The 20373-nt window shown below is 73.0% G+C and carries 16 protein-coding genes; 6 read left to right on the forward strand and 10 right to left on the reverse strand.

Features of this window, described 5'->3' with window-relative positions:
* Positions 1–62: 62 nt before the first annotated feature.
* The 5 genes from OG553_RS05900 to OG553_RS05920 all read right to left on the reverse strand — a co-directional run bounded on the left by OG553_RS05900 (position 63) and on the right by OG553_RS05920 (position 6980).
* The gene (locus OG553_RS05900) at positions 63–1214 is read right to left on the reverse strand and encodes an XdhC family protein (RefSeq protein WP_405977961.1); all 1152 of its coding nucleotides are present in this window, start codon (positions 1212–1214) and stop codon (positions 63–65) included.
* Between the two features lie 74 nt (positions 1215–1288).
* Positions 1289–2752, reverse strand: coding sequence for an NCS2 family permease (locus OG553_RS05905; protein ID WP_405977962.1), 1464 nt, complete (start codon positions 2750–2752; stop codon positions 1289–1291).
* A 330-nt stretch (positions 2753–3082) separates the two neighbouring features.
* Complete coding sequence (locus OG553_RS05910) at positions 3083–5482, reverse strand: xanthine dehydrogenase family protein molybdopterin-binding subunit (protein ID WP_405977963.1); 2400 nt, start codon at positions 5480–5482, stop codon at positions 3083–3085.
* A 2-nt stretch (positions 5483–5484) separates the two neighbouring features.
* Entirely contained in the window at positions 5485–6084 is a 600-nt protein-coding gene (locus OG553_RS05915; protein ID WP_007267275.1) for a (2Fe-2S)-binding protein, read from the reverse strand.
* Between the two features lie 2 nt (positions 6085–6086).
* Complete coding sequence (locus OG553_RS05920; protein WP_007267274.1) at positions 6087–6980, reverse strand: xanthine dehydrogenase family protein subunit M; 894 nt, start codon at positions 6978–6980, stop codon at positions 6087–6089.
* A gap of 253 nt (positions 6981–7233) precedes the next feature.
* On the opposite strand from OG553_RS05920, the gene OG553_RS05925 reads away from it, so the two are divergent.
* Together OG553_RS05925 and OG553_RS05930 are read left to right on the forward strand one after the other, a co-directional pair.
* On the forward strand, positions 7234–8910 hold the full coding sequence (locus tag OG553_RS05925) for a PucR family transcriptional regulator (protein WP_405977964.1): 1677 nt from the start codon (positions 7234–7236) through the stop codon (positions 8908–8910).
* A gap of 191 nt (positions 8911–9101) precedes the next feature.
* Complete coding sequence (locus tag OG553_RS05930) at positions 9102–9857, forward strand: hypothetical protein (RefSeq protein ID WP_405982971.1); 756 nt, start codon at positions 9102–9104, stop codon at positions 9855–9857.
* Between the two features lie 288 nt (positions 9858–10145).
* Here the strand turns inward: OG553_RS05930 and OG553_RS05935 are convergent, their stop codons facing one another.
* Entirely contained in the window at positions 10146–10838 is a 693-nt protein-coding gene (locus OG553_RS05935; protein WP_405977965.1) for a GntR family transcriptional regulator, read from the reverse strand.
* 132 nt (positions 10839–10970) lie between these two features.
* Between OG553_RS05935 and OG553_RS05940 the strand changes: the two genes are divergently transcribed.
* Together OG553_RS05940 and OG553_RS05945 are read left to right on the forward strand one after the other, a co-directional pair.
* A complete protein-coding gene (locus tag OG553_RS05940; protein ID WP_405977966.1) occupies positions 10971–11840 on the forward strand; it encodes a (2Fe-2S)-binding protein in 870 nt (289 codons plus the stop codon).
* Positions 11841–12032: 192 nt separating this feature from the next.
* The gene (locus OG553_RS05945) at positions 12033–13091 is read left to right on the forward strand and encodes a DUF2637 domain-containing protein (protein ID WP_405977967.1); all 1059 of its coding nucleotides are present in this window, start codon (positions 12033–12035) and stop codon (positions 13089–13091) included.
* 56 nt (positions 13092–13147) lie between these two features.
* On the opposite strand, the gene OG553_RS05950 is transcribed toward OG553_RS05945, so the two are convergent.
* The 3 genes from OG553_RS05950 to OG553_RS05960 form a co-directional block, all read right to left on the reverse strand.
* A complete protein-coding gene (locus OG553_RS05950) occupies positions 13148–13543 on the reverse strand; it encodes an ATP-binding protein (protein WP_405982972.1) in 396 nt (131 codons plus the stop codon).
* Positions 13544–13726: 183 nt separating this feature from the next.
* On the reverse strand, positions 13727–15469 hold the full coding sequence (locus OG553_RS05955; protein ID WP_405977968.1) for a pyruvate dehydrogenase: 1743 nt from the start codon (positions 15467–15469) through the stop codon (positions 13727–13729).
* Positions 15470–15535: 66 nt separating this feature from the next.
* Complete coding sequence (locus OG553_RS05960) at positions 15536–16834, reverse strand: protein phosphatase 2C domain-containing protein (RefSeq protein WP_405977969.1); 1299 nt, start codon at positions 16832–16834, stop codon at positions 15536–15538.
* 255 nt (positions 16835–17089) lie between these two features.
* On the opposite strand from OG553_RS05960, the gene OG553_RS05965 reads away from it, so the two are divergent.
* Together OG553_RS05965 and OG553_RS05970 are read left to right on the forward strand one after the other, a co-directional pair.
* Positions 17090–18046, forward strand: a complete 957-nt coding sequence (locus tag OG553_RS05965) for a helix-turn-helix domain-containing protein (RefSeq protein ID WP_405982973.1) — start codon at positions 17090–17092, stop codon at positions 18044–18046.
* Between the two features lie 24 nt (positions 18047–18070).
* Positions 18071–18556, forward strand: coding sequence for a DUF456 domain-containing protein (locus OG553_RS05970; protein ID WP_405977970.1), 486 nt, complete (start codon positions 18071–18073; stop codon positions 18554–18556).
* A gap of 650 nt (positions 18557–19206) precedes the next feature.
* Here the strand turns inward: OG553_RS05970 and rsgA are convergent.
* Positions 19207–20304 (reverse strand): ribosome small subunit-dependent GTPase A, encoded by a 1098-nt coding sequence (gene rsgA / locus OG553_RS05975; RefSeq protein WP_405977971.1) that lies wholly within the window; start codon positions 20302–20304, stop codon positions 19207–19209.
* Positions 20305–20373: the final 69 nt, after the last annotated feature.

A 20373-nucleotide genomic window follows, 5' to 3' on the forward strand; every position in this document is an offset into this window, starting at 1 on the left:
ACATGCGGAAGGCGCAACCCCCGGGAGGGTCGCGCCTTCATTCAGGTCAGGGGGTCGCCCCTTCAGGCGACCGAGCCGATCCTGCCGATCACCGTGTTCGAGGTGTCGTGGTGGATCGGGATGTGCGCGCCGGTGAGGGCGGCGCCGCTGCCTCCGCGGCGGTTCGCGACGATCTCGGCGGCGATGGACAGGGCGGTCTCCTCCGGGGAGCGGGCGCCGAGGTCCAGACCGATCGGGGAGCGCAGCCGGGCCAGTTCGAGCTCCGTCACGCCGACCTCGCGGAGCCGCTTGTTGCGGTCCTCGTGGGTTCGGCGGGAGCCCATGGCGCCGACGTAGGCGACGGGGAGCTTGAGGGCCAGTTCGAGGAGCGGCACGTCGAACTTGGCGTCGTGGGTGAGGACGCAGAGCACGGTCCGGCCGTCGACCTGGGCGGTCTCCAGGTAGCGGTGCGGCCAGTCGACCACGATCTCGTCGGCCTCGGGGAAACGCTTCTTCGTGGCGAAGACGGGCCGCGCGTCGCACAGCGTCACGTGGTAGCCGAGGAACTTGCCGATCCGCACCAGGGCGGAGGCGAAGTCGATGGCACCGAAGACGATCATCCGCGGGGGCGGGACGCTGGACTCGACCAGGACCTTGAGCGGCTCTCCGCAGAGCCGGCCGTCGGCACCGATCTCCAGCACGCCGGTCCTGCCGGCGTCGAGCATGGCGCGGGCCTCTTCGGCGAGGGTGCGGTCCAGCTCGGGGTGGCCGCCGAAGCCTCCCTCGAAGGAGCCGTCGGGGCCGACCACGAGGGCGCGGCCCATCAGCTCGGCCGGGCCTTCGGCGATCCGGGCCAGCGCGGCGGCCTCGCCCTGCGCGGCGGAACGCAGCGCGGTGGCGAACACCTCCCGCAGGGGGGAGCCCACGGGAACCGGGGTGACCAGGATGTCGATGATCCCGCCGCAGGTCAGACCCACGGCGAAGGCATCGTCGTCGCTGTAGCCGAAGCGCTCCTGGACGGTCTCGCCGTCCTCGATCGCCTGCCGGCACAGCTCGTACACCGCGCCCTCCACGCATCCGCCGGAGACCGAACCGATGGCCGTGCCCTCGCCGTCGACGGCGAGCGCCGCTCCGGGCTGCCGGGGAGCGCTCCCGCCGACCGCCACCACGGTGGCGACGGCGAAGTCACGTCCCTGCTCGACCCACCGGTTCAGTTCTTCGGCGATGTCCAGCATGTGCGGCCTCCTCGGAGAGGTTTCGGATTCCAGTATCGGATGCGTGGAGGGTCAGGCGCCGTCCACGTGACTTACTACTTCACGCCGAGCCACGCCTCGATCGGGTGGAGGGCGAAGAAGACCAGGAAGACACCGGTCAGGACCCACATGAAGGCGCCGATCTCACGGGCCTTGCCCTGCGCGACCTTGATGGCCACGTAGGCGATCACACCGGCGGCGACACCGGGGGTGATCGAGTAGGTGAAGGGCATGATCACCACGGTCAGGAAGACCGGGATGGCGGTCGCGGCGTCGGCCCAGTCCACGTGGCGGGCGTTCTGCATCATCATCGCGCCGATGATCACCAGGGCCGCGGAGGCGACCTCACCCGGGACGACCTGGGTGATCGGGGTGAAGAAGAGGCAGGCGGCGAAGAGCAGACCGCTGACGACGGAGGCGAGACCCGTGCGGGCACCCTCGCCCACGCCGGTGGCGGACTCGACGAAGACCGTCTGGCCGGAGCCGCCGGCGATGCCGCCGATGGCGCCACCGGCACCGTCGATGAACAGCGCCTTGGACAGGCCCGGCATGCGGCCCTTGTCGTCGGCCAGCTTGGCCTCGGTACCGACGCCGATGATGGTGGCCATCGCGTCGAAGAAGCCGGCGAGCACCAGCGTGAAGACGATCATGCCGACCGTCATGACGCCGACGTCGCCCCAGCCGCCGAACTCGACCTTGCCGAAGAGCGAGAAGTCCGGCATCGAGATCGCGGAACCCTCGAGGGTCGGCGGACCGTTCTTCCAGGCCTTCGGGTCGATGTCCAGGACCGCGTTCAGGATCGCCGCGAGGACGGTGCCGCCGACGATGCCGATCAGGATGGCGCCGGGGATCTTGCGGGCCTGGAGCATGAAGATGCCCAGCAGGGTGACGCAGAAGAGCAGGACCGGCCAGCCGGCGAGCTCGCCGACCGAACCGAGCTGGACCGGGGGACCGAACTCGGGGCCCTTGCCGACGAAGCCGGCCTTCACGAGACCGATCAGGGCGACGAACATGCCGATGCCCATGGTGATCGCGTGCTTGAGCGCGAGGGGGATCGCGTTCATGATCATCTCGCGGAGGCCGGTGACGACCAGGAGACAGATCACGACGCCGTACATGACGCACATGCCCATGGCCTGCGGCCAGGTCATCTGCGGGGCGACCTGCGAGGCCAGGACGCCGGAGACGGACAGGCCGGCGGCGAGGACCAGCGGGACCTTGCCGATGAAGCCCATCAGGAGGGTGGTCAGGGCCGCCGCGAAGGCGGTGGCCGTGATCAGGGCCTTCTGGCTCATCGTGTCCCCGGCGACGTCCTTGCCGGAGAGGATCAGCGGGTTGAGCAGGAGGATGTACGCCATGGCCATGAAGGTCGTGACGCCGCCACGAATCTCATTGCCTACGTTCGACCCTCTGTGGGTGATGTGGAAGTAACGGTCGAGCCAAGAACGCCCAGCGGGGTTCAGAGTGCCGTCGCCGGCCTCCTCCGCTGTGGTCTTGGGCTCTACGGAAGACTGGGTCATGGTGCCTAACTCCCAAGGTTCAAAGGGGCACCCGCATGAAGATTGGAGACACGGGATTTGGGAAACTGCGTTGGCTGCACGACCCGGGGTGACGGCCCGAGGCGACGCGAATGTGCACTGCGTGTACTGCGGGTAGTGCGGGGGTGACCGCTGGTACTACGTGGGGGTTTTGCAGGGGTTCTGCCAAGTGACGAGGACCGCGAGCGGTGCGGTACTGCGTACTTCGTGCTCCGGGCGGTGCGGCGTGAAGTGTGACGTTCCCGAGTCACACCGCCCGGAAATCCGAGGGGTGCGGTCCGGGGGCCTCGCGGCCCCCGGACCACTGCGTCCTTAAAGGGTCCCGGTGAGGGCTTCCGGACGGATCGGCGTCTTGTTGAGCTCCAGACCGGTCGCCTGCCGGATCGCCGCGAGGACGGCCGGGGTGGACGACAGGGTCGGGGCCTCGCCGAGACCGCGAAGGCCGTACGGCGCGTTCGGGTCGGCCAGCTCCAGGACGTCGACCGGGATGGTCGGGGTGTCCAGGATGGTCGGGATCAGGTAGTCCGTGAAGGAGGGGTTGCGCACCTTCGCGGTCTTCGGGTCCACGATGATCTCTTCCATGACCGCCACGCCGAGACCCTGGGTGGTACCACCCTGGATCTGGCCCACCACGGAGAGCATGTTCAGCGCCTTGCCGACGTCCTGGGCGGTCGCCAGCTCGACGACCTTGACGAGGCCGAGCTCGGTGTCCACCTCGACGACCGCGCGGTGCGCGGCGAAGGTGTACTGGACGTGGCCGTCGCCCTGGCCGGTCTTCAGGTCGAACGCGACGGTCGGGCGGTGACGGAACTCGAGTTCGAGGTCGATCGCGTCCTCGCCCTCCAGGATGTCCGCCAGCTCCGCGAGCACCTCGCCGCCGTCGGTGACGACCTTGCCGCCCTCCAGGAGCAGCTCGGCGGTCGCCCACGCCGGGTGGTAGGAGCCGTTCTTGCGGCGGCCGATCTCGAGGACGGCCTCGCGGACGGCCTCACAGGTGTTCTTCACGGCGCCACCGGTCATGTACGTCTGCCGGGAGGCGGACGTGGAACCGGCGGAGCCGACCTGCGTGTCGGCCGGGTGGATGGTCACCTGCGTGACACCCAGCTCCGTACGGGCGATCTGCGCGTGGACGGTGACACCGCCCTGGCCGACCTCCGCCATGGCCGTGTGGACCATCGCGACGGGCTCGCCGTTGATGACCTCGAGCCGCACGCGGGCGGTCGAGTAGTCGTCGAAGCCCTCGGAGAAGCCGACGTTCTTGATGCCGACCGCGTAGCCGACGCCGCGGACGACGCCCTCGCCGTGGGTGGTGTTGGAGAGGCCACCGGGCAGCGCGCGGACGTCCGCGCTCTCGCCGGCGGTCTCCCACTGGCGCTCCGGCGGCAGCGGGCGGGCCTTGACCCGGCGCAGCAGCTCGGCGACCGGGGCCGGGGAGTCCACGACCTGGCCGGTGGGCATGATCGTGCCCATCTCCATGGCGTTCAGCTGGCGGAACTCGACCGGGTCCATGCCCAGCTTCGCCGCGAGCTTGTCCATCTGGGCCTCGTACGCGAAGCAGGCCTGGACGGCGCCGAAGCCGCGCATCGCGCCGCAGGGCGGGTTGTTCGTGTAGAGCGCGATCGCCTCGATGTCCACGTCGTCGATGACGTACGGGCCCACCGAGAGGGAGGACGCGTTGCCGACGACGGCCGGGGAGGCCGACGCGTAGGCACCGCCGTCGAGCACGATCTTGCACTTCATGTGCGTGATCTTGCCGTCCTTGGTGGCGCCGTGCTCGTAGTACAGCTTCGCCGGGTGACGGTGCACGTGGCCGAAGAAGGACTCGAAGCGGTTGTAGACGATCTTGACCGGCTTGTTCGTGGCCAGGGCCAGGAGGCAGGCGTGGATCTGCATCGAGATGTCCTCGCGGCCACCGAAGGCACCGCCGACGCCCGAGAGCGTCATGCGGACCTTCTCCGGCGGGAGGCCGAGGACCGGGGCGATCTGCTGGAGGTCCGAGTGCAGCCACTGGGTGGCGACGTAGAGGTCGACACCGCCGTCCTCGGAAGGCACCGCGAGACCGGACTCCGGGCCGAGGAAGGCCTGGTCCTGCATGCCGAAGGTGTACTCGCCCTCGACGATCACGTCGGCCCGCTTGCGGGCCTCCTCCACGTTGCCGCGGATGATCGGCTGGCGGTGCACGATGTTCGGGTGCGGGACGTGACCGGAGTGGTGGTCGTCGCGGCCCTCGTGGATCAGCGGCGCGTCGGCGGCGAGGGCGGAGGCCTCGTCCGTGACGAGCGGCAGCTCACGGTAGTCGATCTTGATCTTGGCGGCCGCGCGGCGGGCGGTCTCCGGGTGGTCGGCGGCCACGAGGGCGACCGGCTCACCGTGGTGGCGTACCCGGCCGTTGGCCAGGACGGGGGTGTCCTGGATCTCGAGGCCGTAGTTCTTCATCTCGGCCGGCAGGTCGTCGTACGTCAGCACCGAGTAGACGCCCGGCATGGCCAGGGCCTCGGAGATGTCGATGGAGACGATCTCGGCGTGGGCGACGGTGCTGCGCAGGGTCTGGCCCCACAGCATGTCCTCGTGCCACATGTCCGAGGAGTACGCGAACTCGCCGGTGACCTTGAGGGTGCCGTCCGGACGGAGCGTGGACTCGCCGATGCCGCCCTTGGTGTGGTTCTGGGTGACGTTCTTCGGCGTGCCGACGGTGCGGGTGTCCTGAGCCATGATCAGACCGCCTCTCCCTGACGGGCGGCCGCGAGGCGGACCGCGTCGAGGATCTTCTCGTAGCCCGTGCAGCGGCAGAGGTTGCCGGACAGGGCCTCACGGATGTCCTGGTCGGACGGGTCGGCGTTCTGCTCCAGGAGAGCGTCGGCCTGGACCAGCAGACCCGGGGTGCAGAAACCGCACTGGACCGCGCCGGCGTCGATGAACGCCTGCTGGATGTTGGAGAGCTCGCCGCCCTCACCGGTCTGGGAGTCGGTGCCCTTGGCGGACCACTGCTTGGCCTCGTCCGTGGAGACGCCCTTGCCGCCGCCGCACGCGCCGGTGCCGCAGGCGTGGCCGTGCTCGTCGCGCTGCTTGGCGAAGTCCGCCAGGCCCTCGACGGTCACGACGTCGCGGCCCTCGACCTGACCGGCCGCGACCAGGCAGGAACAGACCGGCACGCCGTCGAGGCGGACGGTGCAGGATCCGCACTCGCCCTGCTCACAGGCGTTCTTGGAACCGGGCAGGCCCAGGCGCTCACGCAGGACGTAGAGGAGGGACTCGCCCTCCCAGACGTCGTCGGCTTCCTGCGGACGACCGTTGACAGTGAAATTGACGCGCATGGTTACGCAGCCCCTTCAAGCGAGCGGCCGTTGGTGCCGCGGTACTGCTCCCAGGTCCAGACGAGCTGGCGGCGAGCAAGGATGCCGACCGCGTGGCGGCGGTACTTCGCCGTGCCGCGGACGTCGTCGATCGGGTTGCACGAGGCGGACGCGAGCTCACCGAACTGCTTGGCGATCGACGGGGTGATGACCTTGCCGTTGTCCCAGAAGCCGCCCTCTTCGAGCGCAGCGTTCAGGAACTCCTCGGCGGCCTTCGCCCGGATCGGGGTGGGGGCCGCGGAGGCGATGCCCGTACGCACGGTGCGGGTGTCGGGGTGCAGCGCGATGCCGAAGCCGCAGACGGCGATGACCATCGCGTTGCGGGTGCCGACCTTGGAGTACTGCTGCGGGCCCGTGGCGTTCTTGATGTGGACCGTCTTGATGAGCTCGTCGGCGGCGAGCGCGTTGCGCTTCACGCCGGTGTAGAACTCGTCGATCGGGATCAGGCGGGAGCCGCGCACCGACTCGACCTCGACGTGGCAGTCGGCGGCGAGCAGGGCGGGGTGGGAGTCACCGGCGGGCGAGGCGCAACCGAGGTTGCCGCCGACGCCGCCGCGGTTGCGGATCTGCGGGGACGCGACCGTGTGCGAGGCGAGCGCGAGACCCGGCAGCGTCGCGCGCAGGTTCTCCATGATCTGGGTGTACGGGACGGAGGCGCCGAGCTTGGTGACCTCCTCGCCGACCTCCCACTCCCGCAGCAGTTCGATGCGGTTGAGGTCCAGGAGGTATTCCGGACGGCGGTGGTCGAAGTTGATCTCGACCATGATGTCGGTGCCACCCGCAATCGGCACAGCTGTGGGGTACTCGGCCTTGGCGGCGAGTGCCTCCTCCCAGCTGGCGGGGCGAAGGAAGTCCATGTGCGGCTCTCTTCTTCTTAATCGGGTCGTTCACTTCAAGCCAGGAGGCCGAAGGCCCTCGACTGGTCGTTCACGTGCTGTTAACGCGGTGTGGAGCCAGTACACAAGCCCGGCGTCCCTCGGGTGCAGTCACCGAAACCATGAAGGAGTTGGCTGGCGGCCTCCTTCGTCTTGTAGATTCGTATGAAAGGCAGGATGCGACGACCTGCCCGATTTCCAACGGCAACATTCGAGACAGATCGGCGGCGACATCATGCGGCTGCGCGCACTGCTGGAAACCGAGGCGCTGGGGCTGCGGCTGCTGGGCGGCGAGGAAGAACTCGACCGGACGGTCCGCGGGGTCATGACGACCGACCTGAGGGATCCCAGCCGATATCTGACCGGGGGAGAACTTGTCCTGACCGGCCTCGCCTGGCGAAGAAATTCAGCCGACTCCGAGCCATTCGTACGAATCCTCGCGAGCGCGGGGGTGGCGGGCCTCGCGGCCGGCGAAGCGGAATTGGGAGACATCCCGGACGACCTGGTTTCGGCCTGCGTGCGCAACCGGCTCCCGCTCTTCGCGGTGAACGAGGACGTTGCATTCGCCACCATCACGGAGTACGTGGTGCGGCAGGTCTCCGGGGAGCGCGCGGGCGACCTCGCGGCGGTCGTGGACCGCCACCGGCGCCTGATGACCTCGGGCCCCGCGGGCGGCGGACCCGATGTGGTGCTGGATCTGCTCACCACGGACCTCGATCTGCGGGCCTGGGTGCTCTCCCCCACCGGCCGGCAGATCGCCGGAGCGGGCGAGCCGCTGGCGCCGGGCATCTGCGCGACGCTGGCGAGCGAACACCTCGCGGCGGTCCGGACGGGCCGCAGGGGCCCGCACCGGATGTCCATCCAGGGTATTACGTACTCCCTCTTCCCGATCAGGGGACACGGTCGCGGCCCAGGTCAGGCCACCCGTGACGTGCGCGAGAGCGTCCTGTCGGACTGGCTGCTGGCCGTCGAGGCGGACGCCGGCGACTGGCCCGCCGAACGCCTGGACCTGCTCCAGGGCGTCACCCAGCTGATCGCGGTCGAGCGGGACCGCCGCGACGCGGCCCGTACGGTGCGCCGCCGGCTGGCGCAGGAGGTGCTGGAGCTGGTCCAGACGGGCGCCCCGCCCGCCGAGATCGCCGCCCGCCTGCGGGTGGCGGCCCCGGTGCTGCTGCCCGGCCTGGGCGCGGCCCCGCACTGGCAGGTCGTGGTGGCGCGGGTGGACTGGGAGGGCGGGGACATCCCCGGCGGCCCGGTGGCCCAGTCGCTGCTGGAGGAGATCCTGGTCGACCCGTCGATGTCCGGGCCGGAGCCCTCCGACCGGATCGCGGTCGCCCACGCCGGCGACGAGGCGATCGCGCTCGTGCCGCTGCCCGCGCTCTCCGGCGACGCCGGCGAGGACCGGGGCCCGGACTCCGCCCTGCACGCCGACGCGCTCCTGGCGGCCGTACGCGAGCCGCTGGCGGCCGGTCTGGCCGACGACGGCCGGCTCACCCTGGGCGTCAGCGCGGCCGTGCACTCCGCCGAGGGGCTGCGCGGGGCGCTGGAGGAGGCCCGGCACGCCCGCCGGGTCGCGGCGGCCCGCCCCGGACGGGTCTGCGCGGCCGGCCACCACGAGCTGGCCTCGCACGTGCTGCTGCTGCCGTTCGTGCCGGACGACGTCCGCCGCGCCTTCACGGCCCGGCTGCTGGACCCGCTGCGGGACTACGACCGCCGGCACCGGGCGGAGCTCATCCCGACCCTGGAGGCGTTCCTGGACTGCGACGGCTCCTGGACCCGCTGCGCGACCCGGCTGCACCTGCACGTCAACACGCTGCGCTACCGGGTCGGGCGAATCGAGCAGCTGACGGCGCGCGACCTTTCGCGCCTGGAGGACAAGCTGGACTTCTTCCTGGCGCTGCGGATGAGCTGACCCCCGGCCCTCCCATCTGCGCACTCCCCACGAAGGGGCCGGGCAGGGGCGGCTGACGAGCCGTCCGGACTTTGTGAAAGAGTTCACCCGACCCCTTGGCCGAGGCAGCCGATCCGTGCTCTCATTTCGCCCCAGGGCTCAACGACGTGCTGCTTGGTTGCTTCGGGGAGGGCAATGTGGCGGATACCGCCATGTCCGGTGCGGGATCAACTGGGGGCGACGACCCCCTCCAGCGGGCGATATGGCGGCTGCGCTCGCGCGGCTGTTGGACGGACGCGGCGGCCCTGCTGACGCCGCACGCGCACGACGCGGGGGCGGCGGTGCAGCGCACCGCGCTCCTGGTGGAGCGGTGCCTGTTCACCGGCCAGGGCTGGTCGGACGCGGAGGACGCGCTGCGGGTGGCCGAGGCGGTGGCCCGGGACGACGACGAACGGGGCGCGGCGGCCTGCGAGCGGGGCCAGCTGGCGTACGCGGCGACCGTGCTCGGCGTACGGGACCGGGCGGACGAGGCCCGTTCGGCGCTGGGCCGCGCGGCGGCGCTGCTGTCCCCGGGATCGCGGACCCGCCCGCTGCTGGACTTCCGGCGGGGCCTGGTCGCCGAGCACCTGGCGGACGCCCCGCAGGCGGCCCGGCCGGCGTACGACCGCGCGCACGCGGGGGCGGTGGCGCACGGGGACACCCTGCTGCTGTCGTTCACCTGGCGGCACCTGGCCGCGCTGGCGCTGCGGGACGGAGAGGTCGCCGAGGCCCGCAAGGGCTTCGCGGAATCGCTGCGGATCCGGGAGGACCTGGGGTTCCTGGTCGGCACCGCGCCGGCGCTGGCGGCGCTGGCCGAGGTCGAACCGGAACCGGAGGCCGCCCGGCTGCGCGCGGAGGCGCGCCGCCTGTTCCACCTCCTGGGCGGCATCCCGACCTGGCTGGCGGACCAACTGGCCCCGGCGGCGTAGCCGACTCCCCGCGGGGCGGTGGTCCGGGCGCGGGCCGACGGCCGATGCCCAGGGTGCTGCCGACTCCCTGCGGGGCCGGTCCCCTACCCGCCCTTCCACCGTTCCCAGGGGCTCCGCCCCTGACCCCGGTCCTCAAACGCCGGACGGGCTAAAGACAGCCCCGCCGGCGTTTGAGGCGCGGGGGTCTGGGGGCGGAGCCCCCAGGGGGTCCGGGGCGCAGCCCCGGGGAACGGGCGAAGGGCGGGGCGGGGACCTCGCCCCGCGCAGCGGTACCCCCAGCGGGAGCGGCTACGCGCCGGCGAAGTGGGCCCGGACCAGGGACTCCACGGCCCCGAGATCCTGCGCGGCCAGCGCATCGAGCAGCGCCGAGTGCTCCGCCGCATCGGCGACGAGGTCCCCCCGCCGAACCCGCGGAGCACCCGGCAGGGGCCACTGCGCCCGCCGGTGCAGTTCCTCGGCGATCCGCACCAGCTGGCCGTTGCCCGACAGGGAGAGCACCGCCCGGTGGAAGGCCCGGTCGGCCTCCGCGTAGCGCGGCAGGTCGCCCTCCTCCGCGGCCTCCGCCGCGGCCACGGCGGCCGGCCGCAGGGACTCCCAGGTCGCGGCCGGCACGGAGCGTGCCAGCCGGAGCATCACCGGGACCTCGATCAGCGCCCGGACCTCGGACAGCTCCGCCTGGCCGCGCGGGGTGCGGCTCAGCACCCGGAAGCCCCGGTTGGGCAGGCACTCCACCGCGCCCTCCAGCGCGAGCTGCTGCATCGCCTCGCGGACCGGGGTGGCGGACACGCCGAAGCGTTCGCCGAGCGCGGGGCCGGAGTAGATCTCCCCCGGCACCAGCTCCCCGTCCACGAGGGCGGCGCGCAGCGCGTCGAGGACCTGTCCCCGCACGGAATGCCGCAGCACCTTCTGCGGCGGGATCAGGGGCTCCCGCCCCTGCGGGGCATGCTCGTCCGACACCAGGGCGTGGGCCGCTCCGTGCACTCGGTCCTCCTCCGGGTCTCGACCGGTTCCGAGGATAGGCGGAACTCGGGCGTCCCCGGGCTCCCCACACCCCCCGAGATCAGCTAAGGTAAGGCTTACCTTTCCTCACGACGCGTGATTCGGTGGTCCGCCATGCCCGGCTCGGCTGTTCCCGTCCTGCTCCCGTCCGCACCCGCCCCGGCCGGCTCTCCGGTGGCGCGTGCGTACGAGCGCCTGGCGGCCGCCTACCCGGGCCTGCGGGCCGAGGAGCGCGGCGCGCACGAACCCCTCCCTCGCGGTGTGGGCTGGGTCGGCGCGCACGAGCTCGCGGCGGGCGCGGCGGCGCTGGACACCCACCTCGCGTGGGACGAGGCCCAGGTGCTGCGGGACTACGGGCGCCGGGGGCGGCCCGACGTGGTGGCCGGGTTCGGCCTCCACCGGTACGCCTGGCCGGCCTGCCTGCTGATCACCGTCCCGTGGTTCCTGGACCGCCGGGTGCCCCGGCTGCCCGTGGACCGGGTGGCGTTCCACCGGACCCGGGGGCTGATGTCCGTACGCGTCGAGGAGTTCGCCTGCCTGCCGGACGACCCGGCGGCCGCCCTCCCCGGGGCGCGGGTCGTCTCCGGCGAGGAGGCCCTGCGCGAGGAGGTGCGGGCAGCGGTGGCCCAGCACCTCGGACCGCTGCTGGAAGGTTTCGGCCCGCGGATGCGGCGCGGCCGCCGCGCCCTGTGGGCGATGGCCGCCGACGAGGTCGTCGAGGGGCTCTGGTACCTCGGGAGCCTGCTCGGCGAGGAGCGGCGGGCCGTGCGCGAGCTGGAACTGCTGCTGCCGGGCGCGCTCGCCCCGTACGCCGGGGCGGCCGGCTTCCGCACCCTCGCCGGCCCCGGCGGGGCGGAGCTGACCACCCGGGACCGGGCGAGCTGCTGCTTCTTCTACACGATCCGCCCGGAGGACACCTGTACGACCTGTCCGCGCACCTGCGACGCCGACCGCGTCACCCGGCTCACGGCGGCCGGCGGCTGAACCCACCCGTGCGGATGAAGTGAAATCGAACTCAACTCGACAGACACGAGCGTCAGTTCGACCCACAACACCCTATCCGACGGGACCCGCCCCCCGATGGCGTCCACTTGCCCCGAAACCCACGTGCACCACTGACCGGCTGCGCCACTATGGCGCCCGGAAAGCCGCATACGCGAGGCAAGGGACATCCGCATGAGACTGACCGACATATCGCTGGACTGGCTGCTGCCCGGCAGCCTGTTGATCCTGGGCGTGCTTGCGGCAGTGGCGGTGGTGGCCCGGGGCAAGCGTGAGGGCGAGAAGGCCACGGCCGACGACAGCTGGGAACGCAGCGAGGAACGGCGGCGCCGCAAGGAAGCCGTATACGGGACCGCCTCGTACGTCCTGCTCTTCTGCTGCGCCGCGGTGGCCGCCGCGCTCTCCTTCCACGGGCTCGTCGGCTTCGGCCGGCAGAACCTGAACCTCTCCGGGGGCTGGGAGTACCTGGTCCCGTTCGGCCTCGACGGCGCCGCCATGTTCTGCTCGGTGCTCGCCGTCCGCGAGGCCAGCCACGGCGACGCGGCCCTCGGCTCCCGGATGCTGGTCTGGCTCTTCGCCGGGGCGGCCGCCTGGTTCAACTGGGTCCACGCCCCCCGGGGCACGGGCCACGACGGCGCCCCGCAGTTCTTCGCCGGGATGTCGCTCTCGGCGGCGGTGCTCTTCGACCGGGCCCTCAAGCAGACCCGCCGCGCGGCCCTGCGCGAACAGGGCCTGATCCCGCGCCCGCTGCCGCAGATCCGCATGGTCCGGTGGCTGCGGGCACCCCGCGAGACCTTCGGCGCCTGGTCCCTGATGCTGCTGGAGGGCGTGCGCACCCTCGACGAGGCCGTGGACGAGGTGCGCGAGGACAAGAAGGAGCGCGAACAGGACCGGCACCGCAGGCGGGAACAGCACCGCCTGGACCGCGCCCGCATCAAGGCGCTGGGCCGGCAGCACAGGGCGTTCGGGCGGGCCCGGGCGCGTCAGGTCGACCTGCCGGGGCTGACCCCCGGGACGGGCTCCGCGCCGGTCGGCGCGGAGCCGGCCATATCGGAAACGGGACAGCTGCCCCTACGACGAAGGCCCTCCCTGCAGGCCGTGAACGGAACCGAGTCCCCTGATCCGTCCGGGTCCCGGACGGTGGACCTCACCGCCGAGGACGACACCCAGACGATCCCCCGGCTCGACTCCCTGGAGCGCAAACTGAAGGACCTGGAGCAGCAGTTCGGCTGACCGGACCGCACGATGACGGAGGCGGGGCACCCCCTGGGCGCCCCGCCTCCGCACGCTCAGGCCTGAGCCACGGCCGCGGCCGGGGCCCCGAGTTCGAACCAGACCACCTTGCCGCGCCCCATCGCGAGCGGGTCCACGCCCCAGGCGTCGGCCAGCGCCTGCACCAGGACCAGTCCACGGCCGTGCGTACCGTCGTCGGCGGACGGTACGTGCGGCCGGGGCAGGCGCCCGGCGTGGTCGCGGACCTCGACCCTGAGCCTGCCGGCCCGGACGGTCGCGGACACCTCGGCCCCCTGGTCGGTGTGGACCAGGGCGTTGGTGACCACCTCGGTGATCAGCAGCTCCGCCACCTCGGCCGTCTCGCCCCGGCAGCGGTGCCGCACCAGCTCCCGCAGTGCCCGGCGGACCTCGCCCACCGCCTTCAGATCGGCCCTGCGCACGCTGCGCGCCATCTCGGCGCGGTCCTGCTCGGCGCCCGCCGACGGCTCCCGCGCCACCGGCCGCTCGGTCCGCCACGTCTTCCCGGTCCTCGCCCCCACCCGCACGGCGACATACCTCCCCGTATCGCTCTGCCCGTGGTCTCGAACAGGTCTACGGAATGCATGCCCCCGGCGACGGTCCGCACTCCTTCGGGCTCAGGGCCTGGGCACGTTGCGTAGGTTGGATCGAGCCATCTGGATCATCCGTCCGACCCCTCCGTCCAGCACGATCTTGCTGGCGGACAATGCGAATCCGGTCACCATCTCGGCACTGATCTTCGGTGGAATCGACAAGGCGTTGGGGTCCGTCACCACGTCCACCAGAGCCGGTCCCTTGTGCCGGAACGCGTCCTTCAAAGCGGCCGTGAGCTGCTTGGGCTTCTCCACCCGGACCCCGTAGGCGCCCGCCGCGCGGGCGATCGCGGCGAAGTCCGGGTTCCGGTTCGTCGTCCCGTACGAGGGGAGGCCGGAAACCAGCATTTCCAACTCCACCATGCCCAGGGAGGAGTTGTTGAAGAGAACCACTTTGACGGGCAGGTCGTACTGCACCAGGGTGAGGAAATCTCCCATCAGCATCGAGAAACCGCCATCACCGGACATGGACACCACTTGACGGCGGCGGTCCGTGAACTGTGCGCCGATGGCCTGCGGGAGGGCGTTGGCCATGGAACCGTGGCTGAAGGAGCCGATGATGCGCCGCTTGCCGTTCGGGGAAAGATAGCGCGCCGCCCACACGTTGCACATGCCCGTGTCGACGGTGAACACCGCGTCCTCGTCGGCGAGTTCGTCGAGGACGGACGCCACGTACTCGGGGTGGATCGGCGTGTGCTTCTCGACCTTGCGCGTGTACGCCTTCACCACCCCCTCCAGTGCGTCCGCGTGCTTCTTCAGCATCCGGTCCAGGAAGCGGCGGTCCTCCTTCGGCCGCACCCGCGCGTTCAGCGCGCGCAGGGTCTCCCGCACGTCCCCCCACACCGCGAGGTCCAGCTGCGAGCGGCGGCCGAGGTGTTCGGGGCGGATGTCCACCTGGACGATCTTCACGTCGTCGGGGAGGAAGGCGTTGTACGGGAAGTCCGTGCCGAGCAGGACGAGCAGATCGCACTCGTGCGTGGCCTCGTAGGCGGCGCCGTACCCCAGCAGGCCGCTCATGCCGACGTCGTACGGATTGTCGTACTGGATCCACTCCTTGCCGCGCAGCGCGTGGCCGACGGGGGCCTTGACCCGGCCGGCGAACTCCATGACCTCGGCGTGCGCGCCCGCGGTGCCGCTGCCGCAGAAGAGCGTGACCCGGTCGGCGTCGTCGATCAGCCGCACCAGCTTCTCGATCTCCCCGTCGCCGGGCCGTACGGTCGGCCGGGCCGTGACCAGGGCGTGCTGCACCGCCTTCTCCGGGGCGGGCTGCGCGGCGATGTCCCCGGGCAGCGCGACGACGCTGACGCCGCCGCGGCCGATGGCGTGCTGGACGGCGCTCTGGAGCAGCCGGGGCATCTGCGCCGGGTTGGAGATCAGTTCGCTGTAGTGGCTGCACTCGCGGAACAGCTGGTCGGGGTGGGTCTCCTGGAAGTAGCCGAGCCCGATCTCGCCGGAGGGGATGTGCGAGGCGAGGGCCAGGACGGGGGCCATCGAGCGGTGCGCGTCGTAGAGGCCGTTGATCAGGTGGAGGTTGCCGGGGCCGCAGGAGCCCGCGCAGGCGGCGAGCCGGCCGGTGATCTGGGCCTCGGCGCCCGCCGCGAACGCGGCCGTCTCCTCGTGGCGGACCTGGATCCACTCGATGCCGCCCGTGCGGCGGATCGCGTCGACGACCGGGTTCAGGCTGTCGCCGACGACCCCGTACATCCGGCGCACGCCCGCGCGCACGAGGATGTCCGTGAACTGCTCCGCCACGTTCTGCCTGGCCATGGAAGGACGCCCTCTCCGGTTCCCCGCGAGCCGTGTGCGCCTTCCATCCACGCACGTCCCGCGCGGTTACGCCTCCCAGAGCGCGGCGGCCGTCCGGTCGTCGGCGTAGCCCTTGAGGCGGAGCTGGGTGTCGGCGAGGAAGGCCGCCAGGCCCGGCGGCTCCCCCTGCGACCAGCGGGCGGACAGCTCGGCCGGGAGCAGGCTCTCCTCCCGCATGGGCTCGGCGAGGCCGCCGGAGCAGAGCAGCAGGGTGTCACCCGGCCGGGCCACCGAGGCGCGGAACCGGAAGCCGGTGCCGCCGGGCGCGGCGCCGTCCTCCTCCAGGTCCTGCCAGCGGCCCCCGCGCAGCCGGAACACCCCGCCGGCGCCCGCGCCGAAGCAGATCCGGTGGGGGCAGTCCGGGTCCAGCGGCAGCAGCAGCCCGCGCAGCCCGGCGGTGTACGCCTCCTCCGCGAGCCCGAGCTCGGCGGCGCGGGCCCTCAGCCGTCCGTAGCCCCGGTCGGTGAGGCGCTGGAGCCCCGACAGCAGGGCCTCGCGCCGGCCCGCCCGGATGTCGTCGGCGAGCCGCTCCCGGCTGCGCCCGACGGCCGCCGCGACGAGGTGGCCCAGCTCGGCGGCGGCCTCCCGGGCGCCGGGGGCGGCCCGGTCCCCGCCGGCCAGCACCACCAGGACCAGGGCCTCGTCACCGCTGCCGAAGCGGGCGGTGAGCAGGAAGTCCCGCCGGGCCTCTCCCCGGTAGCGGGCGGAGTCCCCGCGCAGGGAGGCGGCCCGCAAGGTGTACGTCCCGTAGCGGGCGCCCTCCAGGACGGTGTCCGGTGTCAGGAAGTCCAGCGCGGCCGGGTCGGCGGCGGGCAGCGCCCCCGGCTCGGCGGCGTAGGTGGGGGCGCGGTCGCCGAGGTACCGCACCGCCGGCCGCCCGGTCGGCTCGCGGGGCGGGGCGGGAGGTGCGGGTGGCGCCGCGGGCACGGCCACGTTCCCCTGCGCGTACGCCGTCTCCCCGGCCACCCGCGGGTCCGGCGGCGCGGGCGGCTCCGGCGGCGCGGGCGGTACGGGGGGCGCGGGCGGTTCCGGCGGGGCGGCGGCCCGGTACCCGGGCGGTGGCGGGGGCACTGCCGGGGTCCCCGTCGCAGCGGGCGCCACGCCCGCCGGCGGCTCCCGGCGCGGGCCGGGCAGGGAGGGCCCGGGGGGTGCGGGCTCCGACGGCGAAGGGCCGGACGCGTCCGGCCCGGGCGGGGAGGGATCCGTCACGAGGACCGACGCCGAGCGGAAGCGCTGGTCCAGGGTGTCCCCCGGGTCGGGGGCGGGGCCCGCGTCGGGGTCCTCGTACAGCTTCTGCCACCAGTCCTGCGCGCCCTGCTGACTCATGCCCCCATTCTGGGCGCGACCGGGCGGCGGAAAACCCCGAATCCGGGAAAAGGGCCCACCGGGCCGCCACCCCGTGGGACGCTCCCCCACCATCCGCACGAACCATCGGAATTGGCATGTCCGATCGACCCTCCGGGAGGTCCGGGCGGGACCTCCTTGGCGCAGCGGCGGGGCGTGCGGCGAAGATGGCGGCGGCGGGTTCGCGCCGTGGCCGCTTCCCGCCGGGAGCGGCCCTGGGGAGTGGGGGTGGACGGGTTGCTGGGAGCGATAGGCCTGGACGAGGGCCAGGAAACGGCGTACCGGGCGCTGGTGGCACTGGGGGCGGCGGAGGTGCCCGACCTGGCGCACCGGCTGACGCTGCCGGCTGCGCAGACCGAGCTGGCACTGCGGCACCTGGAACGCCAGGGGCTGGCCGCCCGCTCCCCCGCCCATCCGGGCCGCTGGGTGGCCGCGCCGCCCGGCGCCGCCCTCGGGGCCCTGCTGACCCGGCAGCGCGACGAACTGGAACGGGCGGAACGGGCCGCCACGCTGCTGGCGCGCGAGTACCGGGCGGAGGCGGCCGAACCGGCGGTGCACGACCTGGTGGAGGTGGTGACGGGCGCGAGCGCCGTGGCCCACCGCTTCCAGCAGCTCCGGCTGGGCGCCACGCGGGAGGTCTGCGCGCTGGTGTCAGCGCGGGAGGACGACGACGGGGACCGGGCGGCCGTACGGGGCGTCGAGTACCGGGTGGTGATCGAGCGGGAGGTGCTCACCCTGCCGACCGGTATGCGGGAGGCCTCCAGCGCGCTGGCGCGCGGTGAACGCATCCGGGTATCGGCGGCGGTCCCCACGCACCTGCTGATCGCGGACGGCAGCCTCGCCATGGTCCCGCTGACGGCCCGCGGGGCGGAGCCGGCGGCCCTCGTGGTACACGCGTCGGGCCTGCTCGAATCGCTGCGGGGCCTCTTCGAGGCGGTGTGGCGGGAGTCCCTCCCGCTGCGGCTCGGCGCCACCGGCCACCCGGAGGAGGGCGACGGCGGCCCCGACACCACCGACCTGGAGATCCTCTCCCTGCTGCTGGCGGGGATGACGGACGCGAGCGTGGCCAAGCACCTGGAGCTCGGCCTGCGGACGGTGCAGCGGCGCGTGAAGGGGCTGATGGAACTGACGGGCGTGACCACCCGGCTCCAGCTGGGCTGGCACGCGTACGAACGGGGCTGGGTGGCCCGATAGCCGGGGGTCGGTCACGCTGGGCGCATGGACCTGCCGCAGCTGCTCCTGGTCGGGGTGGTGCTGCTGCTCGGGGTGGTGGGGGTGCTGGTCCCGGGGGTGCCGGGGACGCTGCTGGTGTGGGCGGCCCTGCTGTGGTGGTCCCTGCACGAGCGGTCCGCGGCCGCGTGGGCGGTCCTGGTCGCCTCGACGGCCCTGCTGCTGGTGGTGCAGGTGGTGAAGTGGCAGCTGCCGCCGAGACGGCTGCGGGGCGTCGGCGTCACCCGCCGGATGGCGGCGTACGCGGGCGCGGGCGCGGTGGCGGGCTTCGTCCTGCTGCCGGTGCTGGGGGCGGTGCCGGGGTTCGTGGGCGGCATCTACCTTTGCGAACGCCGCCGGCTGGGCACGCACGGGGAGGCGTGGGCGTCGGTCCGGGCGGTGATGCGGGCGGTGGGGACGAGTGTGCTGGTGGAGCTGTTCGCGTGCCTCGCGGTGACGGCGGCGTGGCTCGGCACGCTCCTTGCCGATTCCTGACGCGCCGCTCGCGGGGCTCGGCCGCGAGCGACCTCCCCGGCTTCGCGCCGCTGCGCCGGACTCCGTCCGTCCCCTCCTTGACGCGGTCCTCGCGCCGCTCGGCGCCGGGGCGCTTCGCGGGCTTCGGGCCCGCTGCGCCGGACTCCGTCCAGCGGCCTGTGGGGCGGGGCCGGTGCGCGTGGCCGCGGCCGGTGGGTCGTCTGCGGGTGGTTGGGCCGCTGCGCGGGGCTGGGTCCCCTACCCGCCCTTCCACCGTTCCCAGGGGCTCCGCCCCTGACCCCGCGCCTCGAACGCCGGCGAGGCTGAGAAACCGGCGCTCCGCGCCCGGTGCGCTCAAACGCCGCGCGGGCTGGAATTGCCGCGCAGCGGCAAATCCAGCCCCGCCGGCACCCTCCAGCCCCGCCGGCGTTTGAGGCGCGGGGGTCTGGGGGCGGAGCCCCCAGGGGGTCCGGGGCGCAGCCCCGGGGAACGGGCGAAGGGCGGGTAGGGGAACCGGCCCCGCGCAGCGGGACACCCAGCCCAGGTCGCGACGGGCACGCACCGGCACGGCCCGGCCAGGCGCGCCACGCACCCCCGGCGGGGGCCCCGCACGGGGCCGGCCCCGCCCCGGCCAGAGGTCCCGCACGGTGTCACACCCCCCGGCCAGGGGATCAGCGGCCGCGCTTCGCCGCGTAGTTGGCCCGGCCCTCCGCCGACTTCAGACGCCAGTCCCGCGCGAGCTCCGCCCGCAGCCTGGCGTCCGTCTTGGCGACGATCCGCTGGTTCTCGCGCAGCAGCTTGCGGTAGCTGTCCAGGCGGCGCTCCGGGAGCGCCCCCTCGGCCACCGCCGCCAGCACCGCGCACCCCGGCTCCGACTCGTGCGCGCAGTCGTGGAAGCGGCACTGCTCCGCGTACTCCTCGATCTCCGAGAACACCTGCCCCACCCCCGCTCCCGCGTCGAAGAGCCCCACGCCGCGCAGGCCCGGGGTGTCGATGAGGACGCCCCCGCCCGGCAGGGCGAGCAGGTTGCGGGTGGTGGTGGTGTGGCGGCCCTTGCCGTCGACCTCGCGGGTCTCCTGGACCTCCATGACGTCGGCGCCGAGCAGCGCGTTCGCCAGCGTGGACTTGCCCGCGCCGGAGATGCCGAGCAGCACGCTCGTGCCGTCGGCGACGACCGCGGCGAGGACGTCGGTGCCCTCCCCCGTGTGGGAGGAGACGGTGAGCACCTGGACGCCCGGGGCGGCGGTCTCCACGTCCTGGACCAGGTAGGCCAGGGCGGCCGGGTCGGGGACGAGGTCCGCCTTGGTCAGGACGACCAGCGGCTGCGCGCCCGACTCCCAGGCCAGCGCGAGGAACCGCTCGATGCGGCCGAGGTCGAGCTCGACGGCGAGCGAGACCGCGATGACGGCGTGGTCGACGTTGGCGGCGAGGATCTGCCCCTCGGACCGCTGCGAGGAGGTGGAGCGTACGAAGGCGGTCCGGCGCGGCAGGTACGCCTTCACGTAGCGCGGGTTGCCGGTCGTCTCGACGGCGGCCCAGTCGCCCGTGCAGATGACCCGGAGCGGGTCGTGGGGGGTGACGAACGCGGTGTCGGCACGGATCACGCCGTCCTCGGTCATCACGTCGCACTGGCCTCGGTCGACCCGCACGACGCGGCCCGGGACGAGTCCCTGGGCGGCGTACGGGGCGAACTCGGCGGCCCAGGCCTCGTCCCAGCCGAGGGCGGCGAGGGAGGTGAGGGACCGGGAGGAGGAAGAGAGGGAAGTCAAGGGGGACCCTTCGAAGGGTGGCCCCGGCAGCGCCCGCCCGGCGGCGGTGCGTTGGGTGTGAGGTCAGCC

The sequence above is a fragment of the Streptomyces sp. NBC_00158 genome (assembly GCF_045160885.1).
Lineage (GTDB): Bacteria > Actinomycetota > Actinomycetes > Streptomycetales > Streptomycetaceae > Streptomyces.

Excerpts from the sequence above, each read along its gene's own strand:
- OG553_RS05900 (WP_405977961.1), bottom strand. The coding sequence starts at position 1,214 with ATGCTGGACATCGCCGAAGAACTGAACCGGTGGGTCGAGCAGGGACGT.
- OG553_RS05905 (WP_405977962.1), bottom strand. The coding sequence starts at position 2,752 with ATGACCCAGTCTTCCGTAGAGCCCAAGACCACAGCGGAGGAGGCCGGC.
- OG553_RS05910 (WP_405977963.1), bottom strand. The coding sequence starts at position 5,482 with ATGGCTCAGGACACCCGCACCGTCGGCACGCCGAAGAACGTCACCCAG.
- OG553_RS05915 (WP_007267275.1), bottom strand. The coding sequence starts at position 6,084 with ATGCGCGTCAATTTCACTGTCAACGGTCGTCCGCAGGAAGCCGACGAC.
- OG553_RS05920 (WP_007267274.1), bottom strand. The coding sequence starts at position 6,980 with ATGGACTTCCTTCGCCCCGCCAGCTGGGAGGAGGCACTCGCCGCCAAG.
- OG553_RS05925 (WP_405977964.1), top strand. The coding sequence starts at position 7,234 with ATGCGGCTGCGCGCACTGCTGGAAACCGAGGCGCTGGGGCTGCGGCTG.
- OG553_RS05930 (WP_405982971.1), top strand. The coding sequence starts at position 9,102 with ATGTCCGGTGCGGGATCAACTGGGGGCGACGACCCCCTCCAGCGGGCG.
- OG553_RS05940 (WP_405977966.1), top strand. The coding sequence starts at position 10,971 with ATGCCCGGCTCGGCTGTTCCCGTCCTGCTCCCGTCCGCACCCGCCCCG.
- OG553_RS05945 (WP_405977967.1), top strand. The coding sequence starts at position 12,033 with ATGAGACTGACCGACATATCGCTGGACTGGCTGCTGCCCGGCAGCCTG.
- OG553_RS05950 (WP_405982972.1), bottom strand. The coding sequence starts at position 13,543 with ATGGCGCGCAGCGTGCGCAGGGCCGATCTGAAGGCGGTGGGCGAGGTC.
- OG553_RS05955 (WP_405977968.1), bottom strand. The coding sequence starts at position 15,469 with ATGGCCAGGCAGAACGTGGCGGAGCAGTTCACGGACATCCTCGTGCGC.
- OG553_RS05960 (WP_405977969.1), bottom strand. The coding sequence starts at position 16,834 with ATGAGTCAGCAGGGCGCGCAGGACTGGTGGCAGAAGCTGTACGAGGAC.
- OG553_RS05970 (WP_405977970.1), top strand. The coding sequence starts at position 18,071 with ATGGACCTGCCGCAGCTGCTCCTGGTCGGGGTGGTGCTGCTGCTCGGG.